Origin of the sequence: Micromonospora sp. MP36 (assembly GCF_008119785.1) — a bacterium.
Lineage (GTDB): Bacteria > Actinomycetota > Actinomycetes > Mycobacteriales > Micromonosporaceae > Micromonospora.
This window is the reverse complement of record NZ_VSFA01000007.1, coordinates 128,653-144,397: the sequence shown is the minus strand read 5'-3', so window position 1 is coordinate 144,397 and position 15,745 is coordinate 128,653. Positions and strand designations below refer to the sequence as shown.

Annotated in this window: 11 protein-coding genes; 4 read left to right on the top strand and 7 right to left on the bottom strand. The window is 74.5% G+C overall.

Annotated features, from left to right (window positions below; all coding sequences use genetic code 11):
• Positions 1-5 precede the first annotated feature (5 nt).
• The 3 genes from FXF52_RS10015 to FXF52_RS10005 all read right to left on the bottom strand — a co-directional run bounded on the left by FXF52_RS10015 (position 6) and on the right by FXF52_RS10005 (position 5,295).
• Complete coding sequence (locus tag FXF52_RS10015; RefSeq protein WP_148795771.1) at positions 6-3,689, bottom strand: ATP-dependent DNA helicase; 3,684 nt, start codon at positions 3,687-3,689, stop codon at positions 6-8.
• Between the two features lie 140 nt (positions 3,690-3,829).
• Positions 3,830-4,375 (bottom strand): TIGR00730 family Rossman fold protein, encoded by a 546-nt coding sequence (locus FXF52_RS10010; protein WP_148795720.1) that lies wholly within the window; start codon positions 4,373-4,375, stop codon positions 3,830-3,832.
• 2 nt (positions 4,376-4,377) lie between these two features.
• Positions 4,378-5,295, bottom strand: a complete 918-nt coding sequence (locus FXF52_RS10005; RefSeq protein ID WP_148795718.1) for a TIGR00730 family Rossman fold protein — start codon at positions 5,293-5,295, stop codon at positions 4,378-4,380.
• A 155-nt stretch (positions 5,296-5,450) separates the two neighbouring features.
• Between FXF52_RS10005 and FXF52_RS41560 the strand changes: the two genes are divergently transcribed.
• A complete protein-coding gene (locus FXF52_RS41560; protein ID WP_187413411.1) occupies positions 5,451-5,612 on the top strand; it encodes a hypothetical protein in 162 nt (53 codons plus the stop codon).
• Positions 5,613-5,681: 69 nt separating this feature from the next.
• Here the strand turns inward: FXF52_RS41560 and dapE are convergent, their stop codons facing one another.
• Positions 5,682-6,755 carry a succinyl-diaminopimelate desuccinylase gene (gene dapE, locus FXF52_RS10000; protein ID WP_148795716.1) on the bottom strand — a complete coding sequence of 358 codons (1,074 nt, stop codon included), beginning with the start codon at positions 6,753-6,755 and terminating at the stop codon, positions 5,682-5,684.
• A 24-nt stretch (positions 6,756-6,779) separates the two neighbouring features.
• Between dapE and dapD the strand changes: the two genes are divergently transcribed.
• Positions 6,780-7,739: a 2,3,4,5-tetrahydropyridine-2,6-dicarboxylate N-succinyltransferase gene (gene dapD / locus FXF52_RS09995; protein ID WP_148795714.1), complete on the top strand. Its 960-nt coding sequence runs from the start codon at positions 6,780-6,782 to the stop codon at positions 7,737-7,739.
• Between the two features lie 117 nt (positions 7,740-7,856).
• Here the strand turns inward: dapD and FXF52_RS09990 are convergent, their stop codons facing one another.
• A complete protein-coding gene (locus FXF52_RS09990) occupies positions 7,857-11,225 on the bottom strand; it encodes a S8 family serine peptidase (RefSeq protein WP_148795712.1) in 3,369 nt (1,122 codons plus the stop codon).
• Positions 11,226-11,340: 115 nt separating this feature from the next.
• Between FXF52_RS09990 and FXF52_RS09985 the strand changes: the two genes are divergently transcribed.
• Positions 11,341-11,895, top strand: a complete 555-nt coding sequence (locus tag FXF52_RS09985) for a sugar O-acetyltransferase (RefSeq protein WP_148795710.1) — start codon at positions 11,341-11,343, stop codon at positions 11,893-11,895.
• A 12-nt stretch (positions 11,896-11,907) separates the two neighbouring features.
• Here the strand turns inward: FXF52_RS09985 and FXF52_RS09980 are convergent, their stop codons facing one another.
• Positions 11,908-12,561: a nucleoside/nucleotide kinase family protein gene (locus FXF52_RS09980; RefSeq protein WP_148795708.1), complete on the bottom strand. Its 654-nt coding sequence runs from the start codon at positions 12,559-12,561 to the stop codon at positions 11,908-11,910.
• A gap of 5 nt (positions 12,562-12,566) precedes the next feature.
• Positions 12,567-13,592: a prephenate dehydrogenase/arogenate dehydrogenase family protein gene (locus FXF52_RS09975; RefSeq protein WP_148795706.1), complete on the bottom strand. Its 1,026-nt coding sequence runs from the start codon at positions 13,590-13,592 to the stop codon at positions 12,567-12,569.
• A gap of 281 nt (positions 13,593-13,873) precedes the next feature.
• On the opposite strand from FXF52_RS09975, the gene FXF52_RS09970 reads away from it, so the two are divergent.
• Positions 13,874-15,715 (top strand): M48 family metallopeptidase, encoded by a 1,842-nt coding sequence (locus FXF52_RS09970; RefSeq protein WP_148795704.1) that lies wholly within the window; start codon positions 13,874-13,876, stop codon positions 15,713-15,715.
• Positions 15,716-15,745: the final 30 nt, after the last annotated feature.

Genomic DNA, 15,745 nt, shown 5'->3' with positions numbered 1-15,745 from the left:
CGCGCTCACTGGTCCCCGGGCGCCGGCTTGGTCGGCGGCTCGACCACCTGGCGCCCCTGCCCGGACACCGGGCAGCTCGTCCGCACCGGGCAGACCCGGCACTTCGAGTTGGCGACCGCGGCGAAGGTGGCCGCGGCCATGGTATCCGCGGTACGCCGGACCAGCGCCGTCGCCCAGCCGGCCTCCGGTCCCTCCCCCGCCGCGGCCTGGGTCTGCTCCTTCGCGTCCTTGGCCGACGTGCCGAGCTGCACCAGCGCGGCACCCCCGGGCTCGTCGCCGAACTCGGCGAAGGCCCCCGCCTCCACCGCCGCCTGGTACGCGCCGAGCTGCGGGTGCTCGGCCACCTCCCGCTCGGTGACCGCGGTCGACTTGCCGGTCTTCAGGTCGATCACCACGAGCCGCCCCTCGGCGTCGACCTCCAGCCGGTCCACCCGGCCGGTCAGCTCGACGGGCCGGTGCGGGTCGTCGAGGCGTACCGCGAACTCGTGCTCGATGGCGAGCAGCCGACGCGGGTTGCCGGCCAGCCAGCGGAGCAGCTTGTCCACCATGGCCTCGGCGCGGGTGCGTTCCGGGCCGACCATCCAGCGGGCGGCCAGTTCGATCGCGTCGAACCGGGCGGCCACGTAGTCCAGCAGTGCGGTCCGGTCGACGCTGGCGTCCTCGGCCAGCATCGCGGCGGCGTGCACCAGGTTGCCGACGCCCTGCGCAGCGCTGGCCGGGGCGCTGCCGCCGTGCCGTTCCAGCAGCCAGCGCAGGCTGCACCGGAGCGCGCTCTCCATCGCCGACGGGGTGACCCGGACCGGTTCGCCCTCGTCGACCAGCGGCCGGTCGTCGGAGAGGCCGCGCAACCCCCACCAGTCGTCGGGGTGCGCGCCGGGCACCCCGGCGGCGGCCAGCCGGGCCAGCTCGGCCGCCGCCGCGTGCCGCCGGGTGGGCGGCGCCGCCGGGTCGGTGACCGCGGTACGCAGCTCCGCCACCAGCGCGGACAGGGTGAGCCCGCGCGGCGGCAGGGTGACCGGCAGGGCGGCGGGCGGCCCGTCCTGCGGGTCCTCCTCGACGGTCGGCACCGGCCCGTCCGAGCCACCGGACCCGCTCGGCGCAGCGCCCACGCCCGCGCCGGTCGACGCGGCGCCGTCCCCCGGCCCGCCGGCCGGATGGGTCCCGGGCTCAGCCAACGCGGCGCCGTCTTTCGGGCGGGTGGCGCCCGGACCGGGCGGCCGTGGCGCGGGATCCGGGCCGGACGGGGTGGTGCCGCCGCCGGTCGTCGGCGGCTCGGTGGCGCCCAGCTCGTGCAGGAAGCGGCTGGGCTGCTCCTCGTGGTCGTCGCCGCCCACCGCCGCCGACGCGACCGCGGTGACCAGCAGTCGGTGCCGGGCCCGGCTGACCGCGACGTGGAACAGCCGCCGCTCCTCGTCGAGCAGCGCCGAGGTCTGCCCGACCAGGCTGGCCCGGACCGCGGTGCCGTCGGCCCGGCCGGCGAGCACGTCGACCAGCCGTTCCGAGCCGAGCAGGCTGCCGCGCAGCCGCAGGTCCGGCCAGACGCCCTCCTGCACCCCGGCGACCGCGACCAGGTCCCACTCCAGGCCCTTGGCGGCGTGCGCGGTGAGCAGACGTACCGCCTCGCCCCGGTCGGCGCTGGCGGCCAGGGTGTCGGCCGGCAGGTCCTGCCCGAGCACATGGTCGAGGAAGACCTCCGTACGCGCACCGGGCAGCCGGTCGGTGAACCGGGCCGCCGCGTCGAAGAGCACCAGCACGGCGTCGAGGTCCCGGTCGGCGGCCTCCGCCCGCCAGCGCTGCGCGGTCTCGTGCTCGCCGGTGGCCGCCCGGCCCCGGGTGATCGCGCCGGCCCAGCGCTCGGCCAGCCCGCTCTCCCGCCACACCGCCCAGAGCACGTCCTCGGCGGTGGCCCCGGGCGTGGCCGTGGCCTGCCGGGCGGTCGCCAGCAGGTGCGCCACCGCCTGGGCAGGCGCCGCCCAGCGCCGCTCGATGGTGGCCAGCTCGGCCGGGTCGCGCAGCGCCTCGACGATCAGCTCGCCGGACGGGCGGCGGTCGCCGGCAGCCAGCGCGAGCGCGCGCAGCCCCTGGCGCAGCCGCCGCTCGGCGAGCGGGTCGGCGCCACCGAGCGGCGAGTGCAGCAGGGCGACCGCCGCCTCCTCGTCCAGCCGGTCGGGCTCCAGGGCGCAGCGGAGCAGGAGCAGCAGCGGGGCCACCCCGGGCTGGAGGTGCAGCGGCAGGTCCTCGCCGTGCACCACGGTGGGCACCCCGGCGGTGTGCAGGGCGCGTTGCAGCGACGGCAGCTGCCGGCCGGTGGCGCGGACCAGCACCGCCATCCGGGACCAGGGCACCCCGTCGAGCAGGTGCGCCTCGCGCAGGGCGTGGGCCAGCCAGGCGGACTCGCTGGTCGCCGAACGGAAGGTGCGAACCTCGACGGTGCCGGGTGGCGCGTCGGGCAGCGGACGCAGCCGCCGGTGAGCCGCCGGGCCGCGCAGCCGGCGGGACAGCCGGGCGGTCGCGGCGAGCAGCTCCGGACCGGCCCGGTAGGACGTGGTCAGCACGACCTGCGCGGCCGGCGCCCCGGAGGCGGTGCGGAACCGGTGCGGGAAGGTGGTGACGCCGGCCGGGTCGGCGCCGCGGAAGGCGTACGTCGAGGAGTCCGGGTCGGCGAAGGCGACCAGGGACTTGCCCCCGCCAGCCAGGACGGCGAGCAGCTCGAGCTGGGCGGGGTCGGTGTCGGCGAGCTCGTCGACGTAGACGTGGGCCAGCCGGCGGCGCTCCGCCGCCAGCAGCTCCGGGTCGTCGCGCAGCATGCCGGTGGCGGCCCGGACCAGCTCCGCCGGGTCGTACGCGATGGAACCGCGGTTGCTCACGTCGCGCAGGGCGAGGACGGCCACGTACTCCCGGAGGAAGCGGGCGGCGGCCGGCCAGTCGGCGCGGCCCAGCTTCTCCCCCAGCCGGGCCAGCTCGACCGGGCCGACGCCCCGCTCGGCGGCGCGCATCAGCAGGTCGCGCAGCTGCTGCGCGAACGCCCGGGTGCGCAGCGCGGGACGCAGGTCCTCCGGCCACCCGACCGGGTCATCCTCCGGCTCCGCACCGACCACGTCGAGCAGCTCGCGGATGATCAGATCCTGCTCGGGGCCGGTGAGCAGCCGGGGCGACGGCTCGCCCCGCTCGGCGGCGGCCCGGCGGAGCAGGCCGAACCCGTACGCCGGGAAGGTGCGGACCAGCGGCTCGCGGACCACCCGGGCGGGTCGGGCCGCGGTGCTGCTCGCCGCCGGCGGGCTGCTGGTCGCCCGCCCGGTCTCGGGAAACTGGCCCGCGCCGGCGATCCGCGCCTCGATCCGTTGGCGCAGGTCGGTGGCGCCCCGCCGGCTGAAGGTGAGCACCAGGATGCGCTCGGGGTCGACGCCCTCGGCCACCCGCGCGGCGACCGCCTCGACGAGGGTGCTGGTCTTACCGGTGCCCGGCCCGCCGATGACCAGCATCGGCCCGTCGGTGTGCGCGACCACCTCGGCCTGCACCGGGTCGGGCCGGCGTGGCGGCGGGTGCGCGGGATCGCCCGCCGACCCCCCGGATCGCGGCTCCGCCACGGTCGCCCCACCGGGCCGACCGACCCCCTGCCCCGCCCCGCCGGAGTGGGCGACCCCCGCCCCCGCCCCGCCGGGCCGACGCACCAACCGGTACGCCTGCACCACCTCATCCCACCACGCCCCTCCGACACCCCACCGCCCCCACCCGCCCTTCCTGCGTGATCATGAAGTTGGCGACACTCAGGGAGATCGACTTCGCCGCCAACTTCATGATCACCGGGGCGGGGCCAGGCGGGGGGTGGTCAGGTGAGGTGGGCGTCTAGGAGGTCCAGGGCGGCGGGGACCGAGTCGGCGACCAGGAGGAGGTCTAGGCCCGCCGGCTTGAGGAAGTGGCGGTCGGCGAGGGTGCGCAGCCAGTCGAGCAGCGGGCGGTAGAAGCCGTCCGCGTCGACCAGCACCATCGGCTTGGCGTGCAGGGCGAGTGTGGCCGTGGTCCACACCTCGAACAACTCGTCGAGGGTGCCGAGCCCGCCGGGCAGCGTGATGAAGGCGTCCGACTTGTCGATCATCAAGGTCTTACGGCTGGCCATCCCGTCGGTGACCAGCAGCTCGTCGGCGGCCAGGTCGGCGACCTCCAGGTCGACCAGGGCCTGCGGGATCACCCCGAGGGTGTAGCCGCCGGCGGCCCGCGCGGCGTCCGCCACCGCGCCCATCATGCCGACGCAGCCGCCACCACTGACCAGGGTGTGCCCGCGCCGGGCCAGCTCCGCGCCGGTCTCCCGCGCCAGGTCCAGCCAGCGCTGGTCAAGCGTACGGGAGGAGGCGCAGAACACGCAGATGGCGGCCACGGTCAGCCCCGCCCCGCCGGGCGCGACCCGGGCTGGCCTTCGGCCGGGGCCTCGGGCGCGGCCTCGGCCGGCGGCTCGGGTGCGCTCTCCGCGGCGGCCTGCTGGTCGGCGGCGGCCCGGGCGACCGCCTCCTCGCGGATCGCCTCCTGCTCGGCGGAGAGCACCGCCTCGGCCTCCACGATGTGCCGGACCGCCTCGTCCACGTCGTCGGTGAGGCAGATCAGCTCCAGGTCGGTCGGGCCGATCTTGCCCTCGGCGGCCATGCTCTCCCGCAGCCAGTCGATCAGGCCCCGCCAGTAGTCGATGCCCATCAGCACCACCGGGAAGCGGGTGACCTTGCCGGTCTGCACCAGGGTGAGTGCCTCGAAGAGTTCGTCCATGGTGCCGAAGCCGCCGGGCAGCACCACGAACGCCTGGGCGTACTTGACGAACATTGTCTTGCGGGCGAAGAAGTAGCGGAAGTCGATGGCCAGGTCGACCCACTCGTTGATGCCCTGCTCGAACGGCAGCTCGATGCCGAGCCCGACGGAGAGCCCACCCGCCTCGCTGGCCCCGCGGTTGGCCGCCTCCATCACCCCCGGGCCGCCGCCGGTGATCACCGCGTAACCGGCGCGGGCCAGGGCGGCGCCCAACTCCTCGGCGAGCCGGCACTCGGGGCTGTCCGGCTTGGCCCGAGCCGAGCCGAAGACACTGACCGCGGGCGGCAGGTCGGCGAGGGTGTCGAAGCCCTCGACGAACTCGGAGAGGATCCGCAGCGCCCGCCAGGCGTCCTTGGTCTTCCAGTCACCCCGGCCCCGGGAGTCCAGCAGCCGCTGATCCGCCGTGCTGGTCGGGATGGCCCGGTTGCGCAGCGTGACGGCACCCCGGTGCCGTTCCGCGCTCGGCCCGCGGCCGAGTTGCCGCCCGTTGCTCTGACTCATGGAGCCACCGTAGTGGAGCCACGACGGCACGGTGCGGAGCCGGGCCAGCCGGAGAAATTCTTCGCGATCTTGGGCAACTAATTCGGTCGCTCGTACGTCTTACTATTCACATACGGGGTATGCCCCGGCGCGACCTTCGGGGGAGGGAGCAAGCGTTGATCAGCAACACCGAGATGATCCGGATCCGCCGGCAGATGCAGCGGCGGATCCGCGACGTGGTGGCCGAGCGCCGCCGCGCCCGCATGATGGAGACCCACCACACCGACCTCACCGGCGACACCACCGAGCCGGACACCACGCTGACGACGGCCGGCTGACCGTCCGCCGAAACGACCTCGGGGGGTCCGCGTCACCGACGCGGGCCCCCCGGTCGCGTACCCGGGGGGTCAGGCGGGGGCGAGCCAGCGGTGCAGGGTGGCCGCACCGTCGCGGATCTTGGTCAGCTCGACGTGCTCGTCCGGGTGGTGGGCCAGGTTCGGGTCGCCGGGGCCGAAGTTCAGCGCCGGGATGCCCATGGCCGCGAACCGGGCCACGTCGGTCCAGCCGAGCTTGCCGATCGGGGCGGCGCCCACCGCCGCGAGGAACTCCTGCGCCGGTGCGGCCGTCAGGCCGGGCGGTGCGCCGGCCGCCGCGTCGGTCACCGCCAGCTCGAAGCCGGCGAAGACCTCACGCAGGTGCGCCTCGGCCTGCTCCGGTGTACGGTCCGGGGCGAAGCGGTAGTTGACCTCGACCTCGCACCGGTCCGGCACCACGTTGCCAGCCACCCCGCCGTGGATGCGGACCGCATTCATGCCCTCCCGGTAGTCGCAGCCGTCGATGGTGACCCGCCGCGCCTCGTACGCCTGCAGCCGCCGGAGCACCTCGCCGGCCGCGTGGATGGCGTTCACGCCGTGCCAGGAGCGCGCCGAGTGGGCCCGTACGCCGGTGGTCGACACGATCGCCCGCATGGTGCCCTGGCAACCGGCCTCGACGATCCCGTACGTCGGCTCCAGCAGCACCGCGAAGTCGGCCTGGAGCCATTCGGGGTGGGCCTGGGAGACGAGGGTGAGCCCGTTGTACTTCGACTCGATCTCCTCGGCCTCGTAGAAGAAGTAGGTGACGTCGTAGCGCGGGTCGGGCAGGGTCACCGCCAGGTGCAGCGCGAAGGCCACCCCGGACTTCATGTCGGAGGTGCCGCAGCCGTACATCAGGTCCCCGCGCATGGTCGACGGGAAGTTGTTGTTGAGCGGGACGGTGTCCAGGTGGCCCGCGAGCACCACCCGCTGCGCCCGGCCCAGGTCGGTGCGCGCCATCACCGTGTTGCCGTGCCGGAACGTGGTCAGGTGCGGTACGCCCCGAAGCACCGCTTCGACGCAGTCGGCGATGGCCTTCTCGTTGAGGGAGACGGACTCTATGTCGACCAGGGCGCGGGTCAGCGCCACCGGATCTGCCAAGACCTCGGGGGTCAGCGGGTTCTGCATGGTTGGCACGGTACCGTCATTTTCGTGACGACCGCACAACCCGCCTGGGGCATCGGCCTGGCCACCATCACCGCTGACGACCAGGTGCTCGACACCTGGTACCCGACCGGCAAGCTGGGACTCGGCGAGCTGCCGCTGGTCCCCGGGGAGGACCAGGCCGACGTGCTCGACCTGCCGCCCGGCGCGATCGGCGAGCGGGCGCTACCCGGCCTGCGTACCGTCGAGGTGACCACGGTGATCGGTTCGCTGGACGACCCGATCAAGGACGCGGCCGACGCGTACCTCCGGTTGCACCTGCTCTCCCACCGGCTGGTCCGGCCCAACGAGCTCAACCTCGACGGCATCTTCGGCAAGCTGGCCAACGTGGCCTGGACCTCGGCCGGGCCGTGCCCGCCGGAGCGGGTGGACGAGCTGCGCGTCATCGAGCGGGCCGCCGGCCGCCACCTCGCCGTGTACGGGGTGGACAAATTCCCCCGGATGACCGACTACGTGGTCCCCTCCGGCGTGCGGATCGCCGACGCGGACCGGGTCCGGCTCGGCGCGCACCTGGCTTCCGGCACCACCGTCATGCACGAGGGCTTCGTCAACTTCAACGCCGGCACCCTCGGCACCTCGATGGTGGAGGGCCGGATCGTGCAGGGGGTGCTGGTCGGCGACGGCTCCGACATCGGCGGCGGCGCGTCGATCATGGGCACGCTCTCCGGCGGCGGCACGGAGAAGGTGCGGATCGGCGAGCGGAGCTTGATCGGCGCAAACGCCGGCGTGGGCATCTCGCTCGGCGACGACTGCGTGGTGGAGGCCGGCTGCTACATCACCGCCGCCTCGAAGATCACCCTGCCGGACGGCCGGGTGGTCAAGGCCCGCGACCTCTCCGGGGTGGACGGCCTGCTCTTCTGGCGCAACTCGGTCACCGGTGCGCTGGAGGCGAAGCCGCGTACCGGCCGGGGCATCGAGCTGAACGCGGCCCTGCACGCCAACGACTGACGCGGCCCGGGCCGGGGGTTCGACCCCGCCGCCAGCGGCCCCGGGCCGGGGCCGCTGGCCCCGGCCCGTCCGCCGTCCGGGCCCGCGGCGGGGAGACCGCGGACCCGGACGGGTTTCTCATCGCAGGCGGTACGCCTGGATGATCCGCTGGGACACCGTGTTGCCGGCGCTGTCCCGGGCGGTGGCGCGCAGCGAGACGTAGCCGGGGCCGGCCGGGTGCCGGACGATGGCCGCCCAGCCCGCGTCCTGCCGGTGCAGGTCCGCCTTCCGCCAGGTCTTGCCGCCGTCGTACGAGACGTCGACGGTGAGCGCCGCGACCGTGGCGGCCGGTGCGCCGGGCTGCCGTTCGACCGTCACCGGGATGGTGAAGGTCCGACCGGCGGGCGCGCTGTTGTCGACCGCCAGCGGCGGCGCGAACCGGACCGCCATGGCCGGCAGCCGCGCCCAGTCCTCACCCGACACGTGCCCGGAGCGGAACGTCCAGGCGGCCGACACCTCGGTGCTCAGGTCGGTGACGCTCCGGGTGGCCGAGGTCTCGACCCGGTAGTTCGCCAGGCCCGGGGGCACCTCGAACTCGCCGTACCCGGGATAGGGCTGCTCCGCGACCAGCGTGCCGTTGCGGTAGAGGGCGGTCCGCTCGGTGTCAACCAGCGACCCACCGCCGTGCCCGGCGGCGTCGCTGAACACCGGCAGGCTGACCAGCAGGGTGTTGCCGTTACGGGTGATGCCCTGGTACGGGAACCGCGGCCGGGGGAAGGACGGCCCGTACGGCGCCGCGTTCCAGTCCTCCCGGACGGTACGCGCCGGCCGGTAGCCGGCCTGCGTCGAGCTGAGGCCGACCTTCGGCACCAGCCAGCCGTCCTCGTCCAGCGCCCCGAAGTTGATCTCCGAGCTCCAGCGCATCCCGGCCGTGTTGTAGTGCTCGACCCGCTGACCGGGTGCGGTGGTGGGCAGGACGATCGCCGAGCCACCGATGTTGTAGTCGCTCTCGGGGAAGACGACGCGCTCGGCCGCCAGACCCGGGTAGCCGCCGCGGAACCGCTGCACCACGGTCGCCAGGTCCCGCTGCTGGTAGTGCTTGACGAAGCCGGTCGGGAACCGGCCCGGCAGGACCCCGCTGGTCGCGTAGAGGTAGGGGCTGCTCGTCGCCTGCCAGTCGGCCCACTGGACGCTCACCGCGCCGACGAACGTGCTGGCCGTCGCCGCCTGGCCGAGCTGGCCGCTGGTCAGCCCGGCGAAGTCGAACGACCACAGGGTGAAGCCGTAGCTGGCGTCCGCGCTGAACCAGTTGGCGGACACGTCGATCAGCGCCACCTTGGCGTCACGCTGCGGGACAGTGGCGAGGACAGGCTTCGCGGATCGGGCGTCCACGGTGATCCGCAGGTCCTGGTCCACCACCAACTGCGGCTGCGCGAGCATGCCGGCACCGGCCGGCTCGCCCTGCGCGTCCGTCTCGAAGATCACGCTGTTCAGGCCGTACCGGCCCTTGGGGACGCGCACCTGGGCCTCGCCGTCGGCGTCGTAGACGTCGACCGAGCGGTATTCGTCCAGCCCGACCAGGGTGGTGAAGTAGAACTCGGGGGTGCCACCGGCGCGGTCGCGGTGGCTGACGGTCAGGTTGTAGCTCTCCACCTCCCGGTTGACGGCCAGCGGGGTGACCGCGACCAGGCCGCCGGAGCGGGCCCGGATCCGCCCGGTCCAGTAGCCGTCCACCCCGAGGCGGGTGTCCGCGGTGACCGTGACCTGGGCGGTGCCGCCGGCCGGCACGGTGAGCCGGGACGCGCTGAGGGTGAACATGCCGGCCGGCGCGGAGCGCCCGTCCGGACCGGTGACCTCGGGCGCGAGGTCGAGGGTCAACGGCGCGGTACCGGCGTTGCGGTAGGTGAGGGTCCGCGCGATCGGCTGGTCGTCGTTGTGCGGCCAGGCCGCCACCCCGAACGAGACGCTGGCCGGCTCGCTGGTGATCTGCTGGTTGATCGCCTGCGCCACGTCGACCCGCCCGGCGCCCTGCTGGAACGCTGTCTGGTCCGGGTGCGGCTTCGCCGAGGCCATCAGGGTGGCCTTGTACTGCCCGGCCGTCCAGCCGGGGTGCTGCTGGGCCAGCAGCGCCGCCGCGCCGACCACGTGCGGGGTGGCCATCGAGGTGCCGGAGAGTGACACGTACTTCTCCCCGACCGGGTCGCCGATGGCGCCCTTGGCCGCCCGGGCGGCCACGATGTCGACACCGGGCGCGGTGATGTCCGGCTTGAGGCCGCTGTCACCGACGCGCGGCCCCCGGCTCGAGAAGACGGCCAGCTCGTCGTTCCGGTCGACCGCGCCGACGGCCAGCGCGGCGTCGGCGGTGGCCGGCGAGCCGACCGAACCGTCCGAGCCGTCGTTGCCGGCCGCGACGACGAAGAGGGTGCCGTGCTGCGCGGTCAGCGTCTCCACGGCCTGCTCGAGCGGGTCGGTCTCCGGGGTGTCCCAGCCACTGAGGCTCATGTTGACCACGGTGGCCCGCTTCTCCGCGGCGGCCCACTCCATGCCGGCCAGGATCGCGGATTCGGTGCAACCGTAGTCCTCGCAGACCTTGCCGGAGAGCAGGGTGGCGTCCGGGGCGACGCCCCGGTACTTCCCGCCGGAGGCGGCGCCGCTGCCGGCGATGATGGAGGCGACGTGGGTGCCGTGGCCGACCGTGTCGTCCGCGTCGGACTCGCTGAAGTTGCGCGAGTCGGCCACCTTGCCGGCCAGGTCCGGATGGGTCGCGTCCACTCCGGTGTCGAGCACCGCGACCGTGACGCCCTTTCCGGTGAAGCCGGCCGCCCAGGCGGCCGGCGCGCCGATCTGCGGCACGCTGTGGTCCAGCGTGACCTTCCGCCGGCCGTCCAGCCAGATCCGGTCGACACCCTCCGCCGCGTCGATCCGGGCGCCGGCTCCGCCGGTGGTGAGGGCGGCCCAGACCGTCCCCGCCTGTGACTTCGCCGCGCTGAGCGCCGCGCCGCCGATCGCCGGGAGGTCGCGGGTCACCCGGGTGCCGGTCACCGGGGCGCCGCTCCGCCTGGCCAGCCCCTTGGGGTACGCGACCAGCAGCGGCAGGCTGTCCCGGTGGGCGTCGTCGTAGCCGGCGGAGACCAGCTCGGTGATGTCGAAGAGCCGCCGGTCGACCCGGCCCGAACGGATCAGTGGCAGCGCGTCCCGGGGCACCACCGAGAGGTGGCCCCGGTCCCGGCCGACCACGAACTCCATGCCCGTCCGGTCCGGGCCGGGGCGTACCGCGGCCTGCCCGGTGTCGGTGACGGTGACCCGGTCACCGGTGAGCAGGGTGACGGTGACCGGGCGCCCGGCGGTCGTGGCCGCGCGCTCGCCAGCGGCCGGGGTGGTCGGTACCGCGGCCGGGGCGGCGCCGGCCGTCGCCGGCAGGCCGAGCACCAGTCCGACGGCGAGGCCGAGGCCGGCCAGTTTTCTTCTGTTTCCGCGCAACGTTTCCTCCTCCGGAAGCGTCTTCATCGATGAGGGATCCATCGATGCGAACCGCCAGAATTACATACCGCGTATGCAATTGGAAGTCGCCAACCTGACTGTCGCCGCACGAGAAGCAGGGCGAACCGGGCATGATCGGCCGGTGGAATCCATGCGGGAACGGATGCTCGCCGGCGAGCTCTACATCGCGGACGACCCCGAGATCATCGCCGACCTGGACCGGGCGGCCCGGCTCACCGAACGGTTCAACCGCAGCTCCGCCGACGACCCGGAGGGGCGGCTCGCCGCACTGCGCGAACTGCTCGGCTCGGTGGGCGAGGGCGCCTGGGTCCGGCCACCGTTCCACTGCGACTACGGCTGGCAGACCCACCTCGGGCCGCGTACCTTCGTCAACTTCAACGCGGTCTTCCTGGACGTCGCCCGGATCACCATCGGCGCGGACGTACAGGTCGGACCGAACGTGCAACTGCTCACCGCCACCCACCCGATCGAGCCGGAACCCCGGCGGGCCAAGTGGGAGGCGGCGAAGCCCATCACGATCGGGGACAACGCCTGGCTCGGGGGCGGCGCCATCGTGCTGGCCGGGGTCACCATCGGGGAGAACACCGTGGTCGGCGCGGGCGCCGTGGTGACCCGGGACCTGCCCGCCAACGTGGTGGCCATGGGCAACCCCGCTCGCCCCGTACGCACCCTCTGACCGACGGGCCCGTCACTCCGCCAGCGGGTCGGCCAGCCGGACCACCAGGTCGGCGTGCCCGGCGGTCCGGGCGACCAACGCGGCGTTCGTCTCGTCGCTGCCGAGCGCCCAGGCCCGCGCCTGCTCCGGAGTCTTCCCGCACGCCTCGTGCCGGGCGGTCAGCCGGCGCACCCGCAGCTCGGCGTCCAGGTCGAGGAACCAGACCTCGTGCAACAGCGTGCGTACCTCGTCCCACGGTTCGTCGCGGAGCAGCAGGTAGTTGCCCTCCGTCACCACCAAGCGGACCTCTGGCGGCACCTCGATCGACCCGGCGATCGGCTCCTCCAGGTCGCGCCGGAACGCCGGCGCCCACACCGACGTGGGCTCCAGCCGGCGCAGTCGGCGCAGCGTGGTGACGAACCCGTTGACGTCGAACGTGTCCGGGGCGCCCTTGCGCCCGCCCCGGCCCAGCGCGACCAACGCCGACTGGGCCAGGTGGAAACCGTCCATCGGGACCAGCCGGGCGAGCGGACCGACCTCGCCGACGATCCGCTCGGCCAGGGTCGATTTGCCGGCACCGGGCGCACCGGCGATGCCGAGCAGCTGTCGTGGGCCGGCGTCCGCGAGGGCACGTGCCCGGGCCACCAGCTCCTCGACGGGGAGCACCTGCGCCGGAGCGTCCGCCATGCTGCTCACCCTAGTGGCGCGGCAGTTGGCAGGTGCGCCGTGTAGGTGACCGCTCCGGCCTCGACCCGGCAGCCGGTCAGGTGGCCGCCGGCCGCGCCCAGCTCCCGCAGGTAGGCCAGCTCCCCCGCGTGCTCCGCGCTGGCCGGAAACTCGCACCGGTGGGTGGTGAACGAACGCTCACCCAGCGCCGCCCGGGCCGCCCGTCCCTCGTCGAGCCGGCCGGCGAGCGCCCCGGCGTCCCCGGTCCGCAGCGCGTCGGCAAGCTCGTCGAGGACGTCCCGGACCGCGTCCAGCTCGATCAGCACCCGCTCCCGGTTGCCGAGCAGCATGTTCGCGGTCCGCTCGGGCGGGCCGCCGGCCACCCGCGTACCGTCGGAGAAGCTGCCGGCGGCGAGCGCGAGCACCGCGTCGCGCAGCGCGGACCGCTGCACCGCCCCGGCCAGCGCGGCGGCGAGCAGGTGCGGCACGTGTGAGGCGAGCGCCGCGGCGATGTCGTGCTCCGGGGCGGACATCGGCACCACCCGGGCGTGGAAGACGTCGATGACCAGCGTGGCGAGCCGCCGGAACGCGTCCAGCCCGGTCGGCCCCGGGCAGAGCACCCACGCGGCCCCGTCGAGCAGCGTCGGGCTGGCGGCGGCGAGGCCGGCCCGGTCGGCGCCGGCCATCGGATGGCCGGGCACGAACCGGTGCCCGAGCCCGTGCATCATGGCGGCGGTGGCGACGTCCGACTTGGTGCTGCCCACGTCGGTGAGCACGCACCGGTCGTCGGTGGCGGTGGCCACCCGGGCCAACGTGCCGGGCAGCGTCGGCAGTGGGCCGCAGAGAAAGACGACGTCCCGGCCGGCGACCGCCTCCTCCACCGTGTCCGGGGCGGGGACGCCCTGCCGGTGGGCGTACCGCCGGATCGCCGGGTCCGGGTCCCAGCCGGTCACGTCGAGGCCGGCGTCCCGGAGCCGGAGCAGCACCGAACCACCGATCAGGCCGGTGCCGACCACCGCCACCCGCACCTGCCCGCCGACCCCGCCCGTCATCGGCCCACCTCGGCGTCCCGTCGTACGGGGCCCGGTCGGCCCCGCTGGAAGTCCCGCCGAGGATATCGCCCGGGCCCCGGTCCCCACCCCCGGTCACCCGGCACCGTGCCGCCGGCCCGGTGCCGGAACCGCCCATCGGCCCGCCACGATCCTCTTCGAAGATCCAAAGGGTGGTCGGATGGGGACGGAAGGGGGTTGTCCGCGCAGCGCGTACGTCGTACGGTCCCCCGGCGACCCGCCCGGCATCGACGGCGGGCTCTTCTCACGGGGAAAGGAAGCACATGTCCGCGACGTACCGGGCACTCGCCTCGGTGGTCATGTTGATCGGTTTCTACGTCGTCGCGCTGCTGCAGCTCGCCGCGGTGGCCGCGCTCGGCGTGTGGTTGTTCCATCACACCACCGGCGCGGTGACCGTGAAGCTGCTGCTCCCGCTGCTGCTCGCCCTCGGTGCGGTGGCCGTCGGGATGTGGAAGGCGATCAGCACCAAGAGCGAACCGGCGCCCGGCCTGATCCTGAGCGAGCAGGGGGCGCCGCTGCTCTGGGCGACCGTACGGGAGCTGGCGCAGGCGGTCGGCACCCGGGCGCCGGACGAGATCCGCCTGGTGCCGAACGTGAACGCGGCGGTCAGCGAGCAGAGCCGCCTGCTCGGCCTGCTCAGCGGCCGGCGCACCCTCTACGTCGGCCTGCCGCTGCTGCAGGGGATGCGGGTCGACCAGCTCCGGGCGGTGCTCGCGCACGAGCTCGGCCACTACTCGGGCAGCCACACCCGCCTGGGCGGGGTCGCCTACCGGGGCCGCCTGGCCATCGAGGAGACGATCGAGCGGATCAGCCCGCGCAACCCGATCGGGTGGGTCTTCAAGGGCTACTCGAAGCTCTACCTGCTGGTCGACCGGGCCAACGTGCGGCGGCAGGAACTGGAGGCGGACCAGGCCGCGGTGCGCCTCGCCGGCCACGAGGCGATGACCTCCGCGCTGCGTACGCTGCCCGCGCTCGGCGCGGCCTGGAACTTCTACGAGACCCGGTACATCGACCCGGGCTGGGCGGCCGGGCTGGCGCCGGACGACTTCTTCGGCGGTTTCGGTCACCTGCTCGAGGCCCGCCGCGACGAGATCGACGAGCTGCGGGAGAACGCCCCGGACCGGGAGCCGTCCCGCTGGGACACCCACCCGCCGGTCGGGGTCCGGGTGGCCGCGATCGCCCAGATGGCCCCGGTGCCGGTGGCGCCGGACGACCGGCCCGCGTCGCTCATGCTGGCCGACGTGGCCGCCGCCGGCCGCGCCCTGCAGGGCGCCGTCGTGGCGTACGGGTCGCGGCGCTCGCTGCCCTGGGCCCAGTTCACCGCGGAGTCGGTGGCCGCCTCGGTGCAGGAGCGGGCGGACCACCTCTACCGGGCGGCCGGCCGGTTCACCGGTACGCCGTCGCCGGGGCTGCCGACCATCCTGGACCTGGTCCGCGCCGGCCGGCTCGGCGAGTTCGCCGAGCAGTTCTTCACCGGCGCCACCCGCAAGGAGGCGGCGGCCGCCTTCGCCGGGCCGATGGAGACGCTGCTCGACAACGCGGCCGTCCGCTCCGGGCAGGCGTACTGGCAGCTCTCCTGGTCCGGTCCGGCTCAGCTGGTCGGCCGCTCCGGCGAGCCCTGGGACCTGGCCGAGATCGCGAAGCTGGCGGTCTCCCCGGAGACTCTGGACGAGGCGCTCGCCCGTTTGGCCGAGCGCGGTGTCGACGTGCGGCAGTCGACGGTGGTGCAGGCCCGCGCCTCCGCGCGCAACGCCGACCTGATCGGCGCCCTCGCCAACATCAAGATCGACGGCCGGGAGCACGACGTGTTCGTGCTGGACAACGGGCTGGTCCTGGTCCCCGACCCAGGGAAGTCCCACGAGGGCGAGAAGCGGCTCAAGCAGGTGCTCGGCGCGACGCCGATCGCCGAGCTGGCCAGCCGCCACCCGTACCTGCCGTACGAGGAGATCCGCTCGGTGGAGGTGACCAAGCGGGTGCCGCTGAAGGCGACGCTGACCCTGCACGACGGCCGGACGGTGCAGGTGCAGGAGCTGATGGCCAGCGAGCTGCTGGAGAAGCACAGCCGGGACACCCTGCTGCGGGTGTTCGAGCAGTTCGACGACTGACCGGACGCGGCGGCCGACCCCACCGGGCCG

Excerpts from the sequence above, each read along its gene's own strand:
- FXF52_RS09980 (WP_148795708.1), bottom strand. The coding sequence starts at position 12,561 with ATGGCGGACGCTCCGGCGCAGGTGCTCCCCGTCGAGGAGCTGGTGGCC.
- FXF52_RS10005 (WP_148795718.1), bottom strand. The coding sequence starts at position 5,295 with ATGAGTCAGAGCAACGGGCGGCAACTCGGCCGCGGGCCGAGCGCGGAA.
- FXF52_RS09975 (WP_148795706.1), bottom strand. The coding sequence starts at position 13,592 with ATGACGGGCGGGGTCGGCGGGCAGGTGCGGGTGGCGGTGGTCGGCACC.
- dapE (WP_148795716.1), bottom strand. The coding sequence starts at position 6,755 with ATGCAGAACCCGCTGACCCCCGAGGTCTTGGCAGATCCGGTGGCGCTG.
- FXF52_RS09970 (WP_148795704.1), top strand. The coding sequence starts at position 13,874 with ATGTCCGCGACGTACCGGGCACTCGCCTCGGTGGTCATGTTGATCGGT.
- FXF52_RS09990 (WP_148795712.1), bottom strand. The coding sequence starts at position 11,225 with ATGAAGACGCTTCCGGAGGAGGAAACGTTGCGCGGAAACAGAAGAAAA.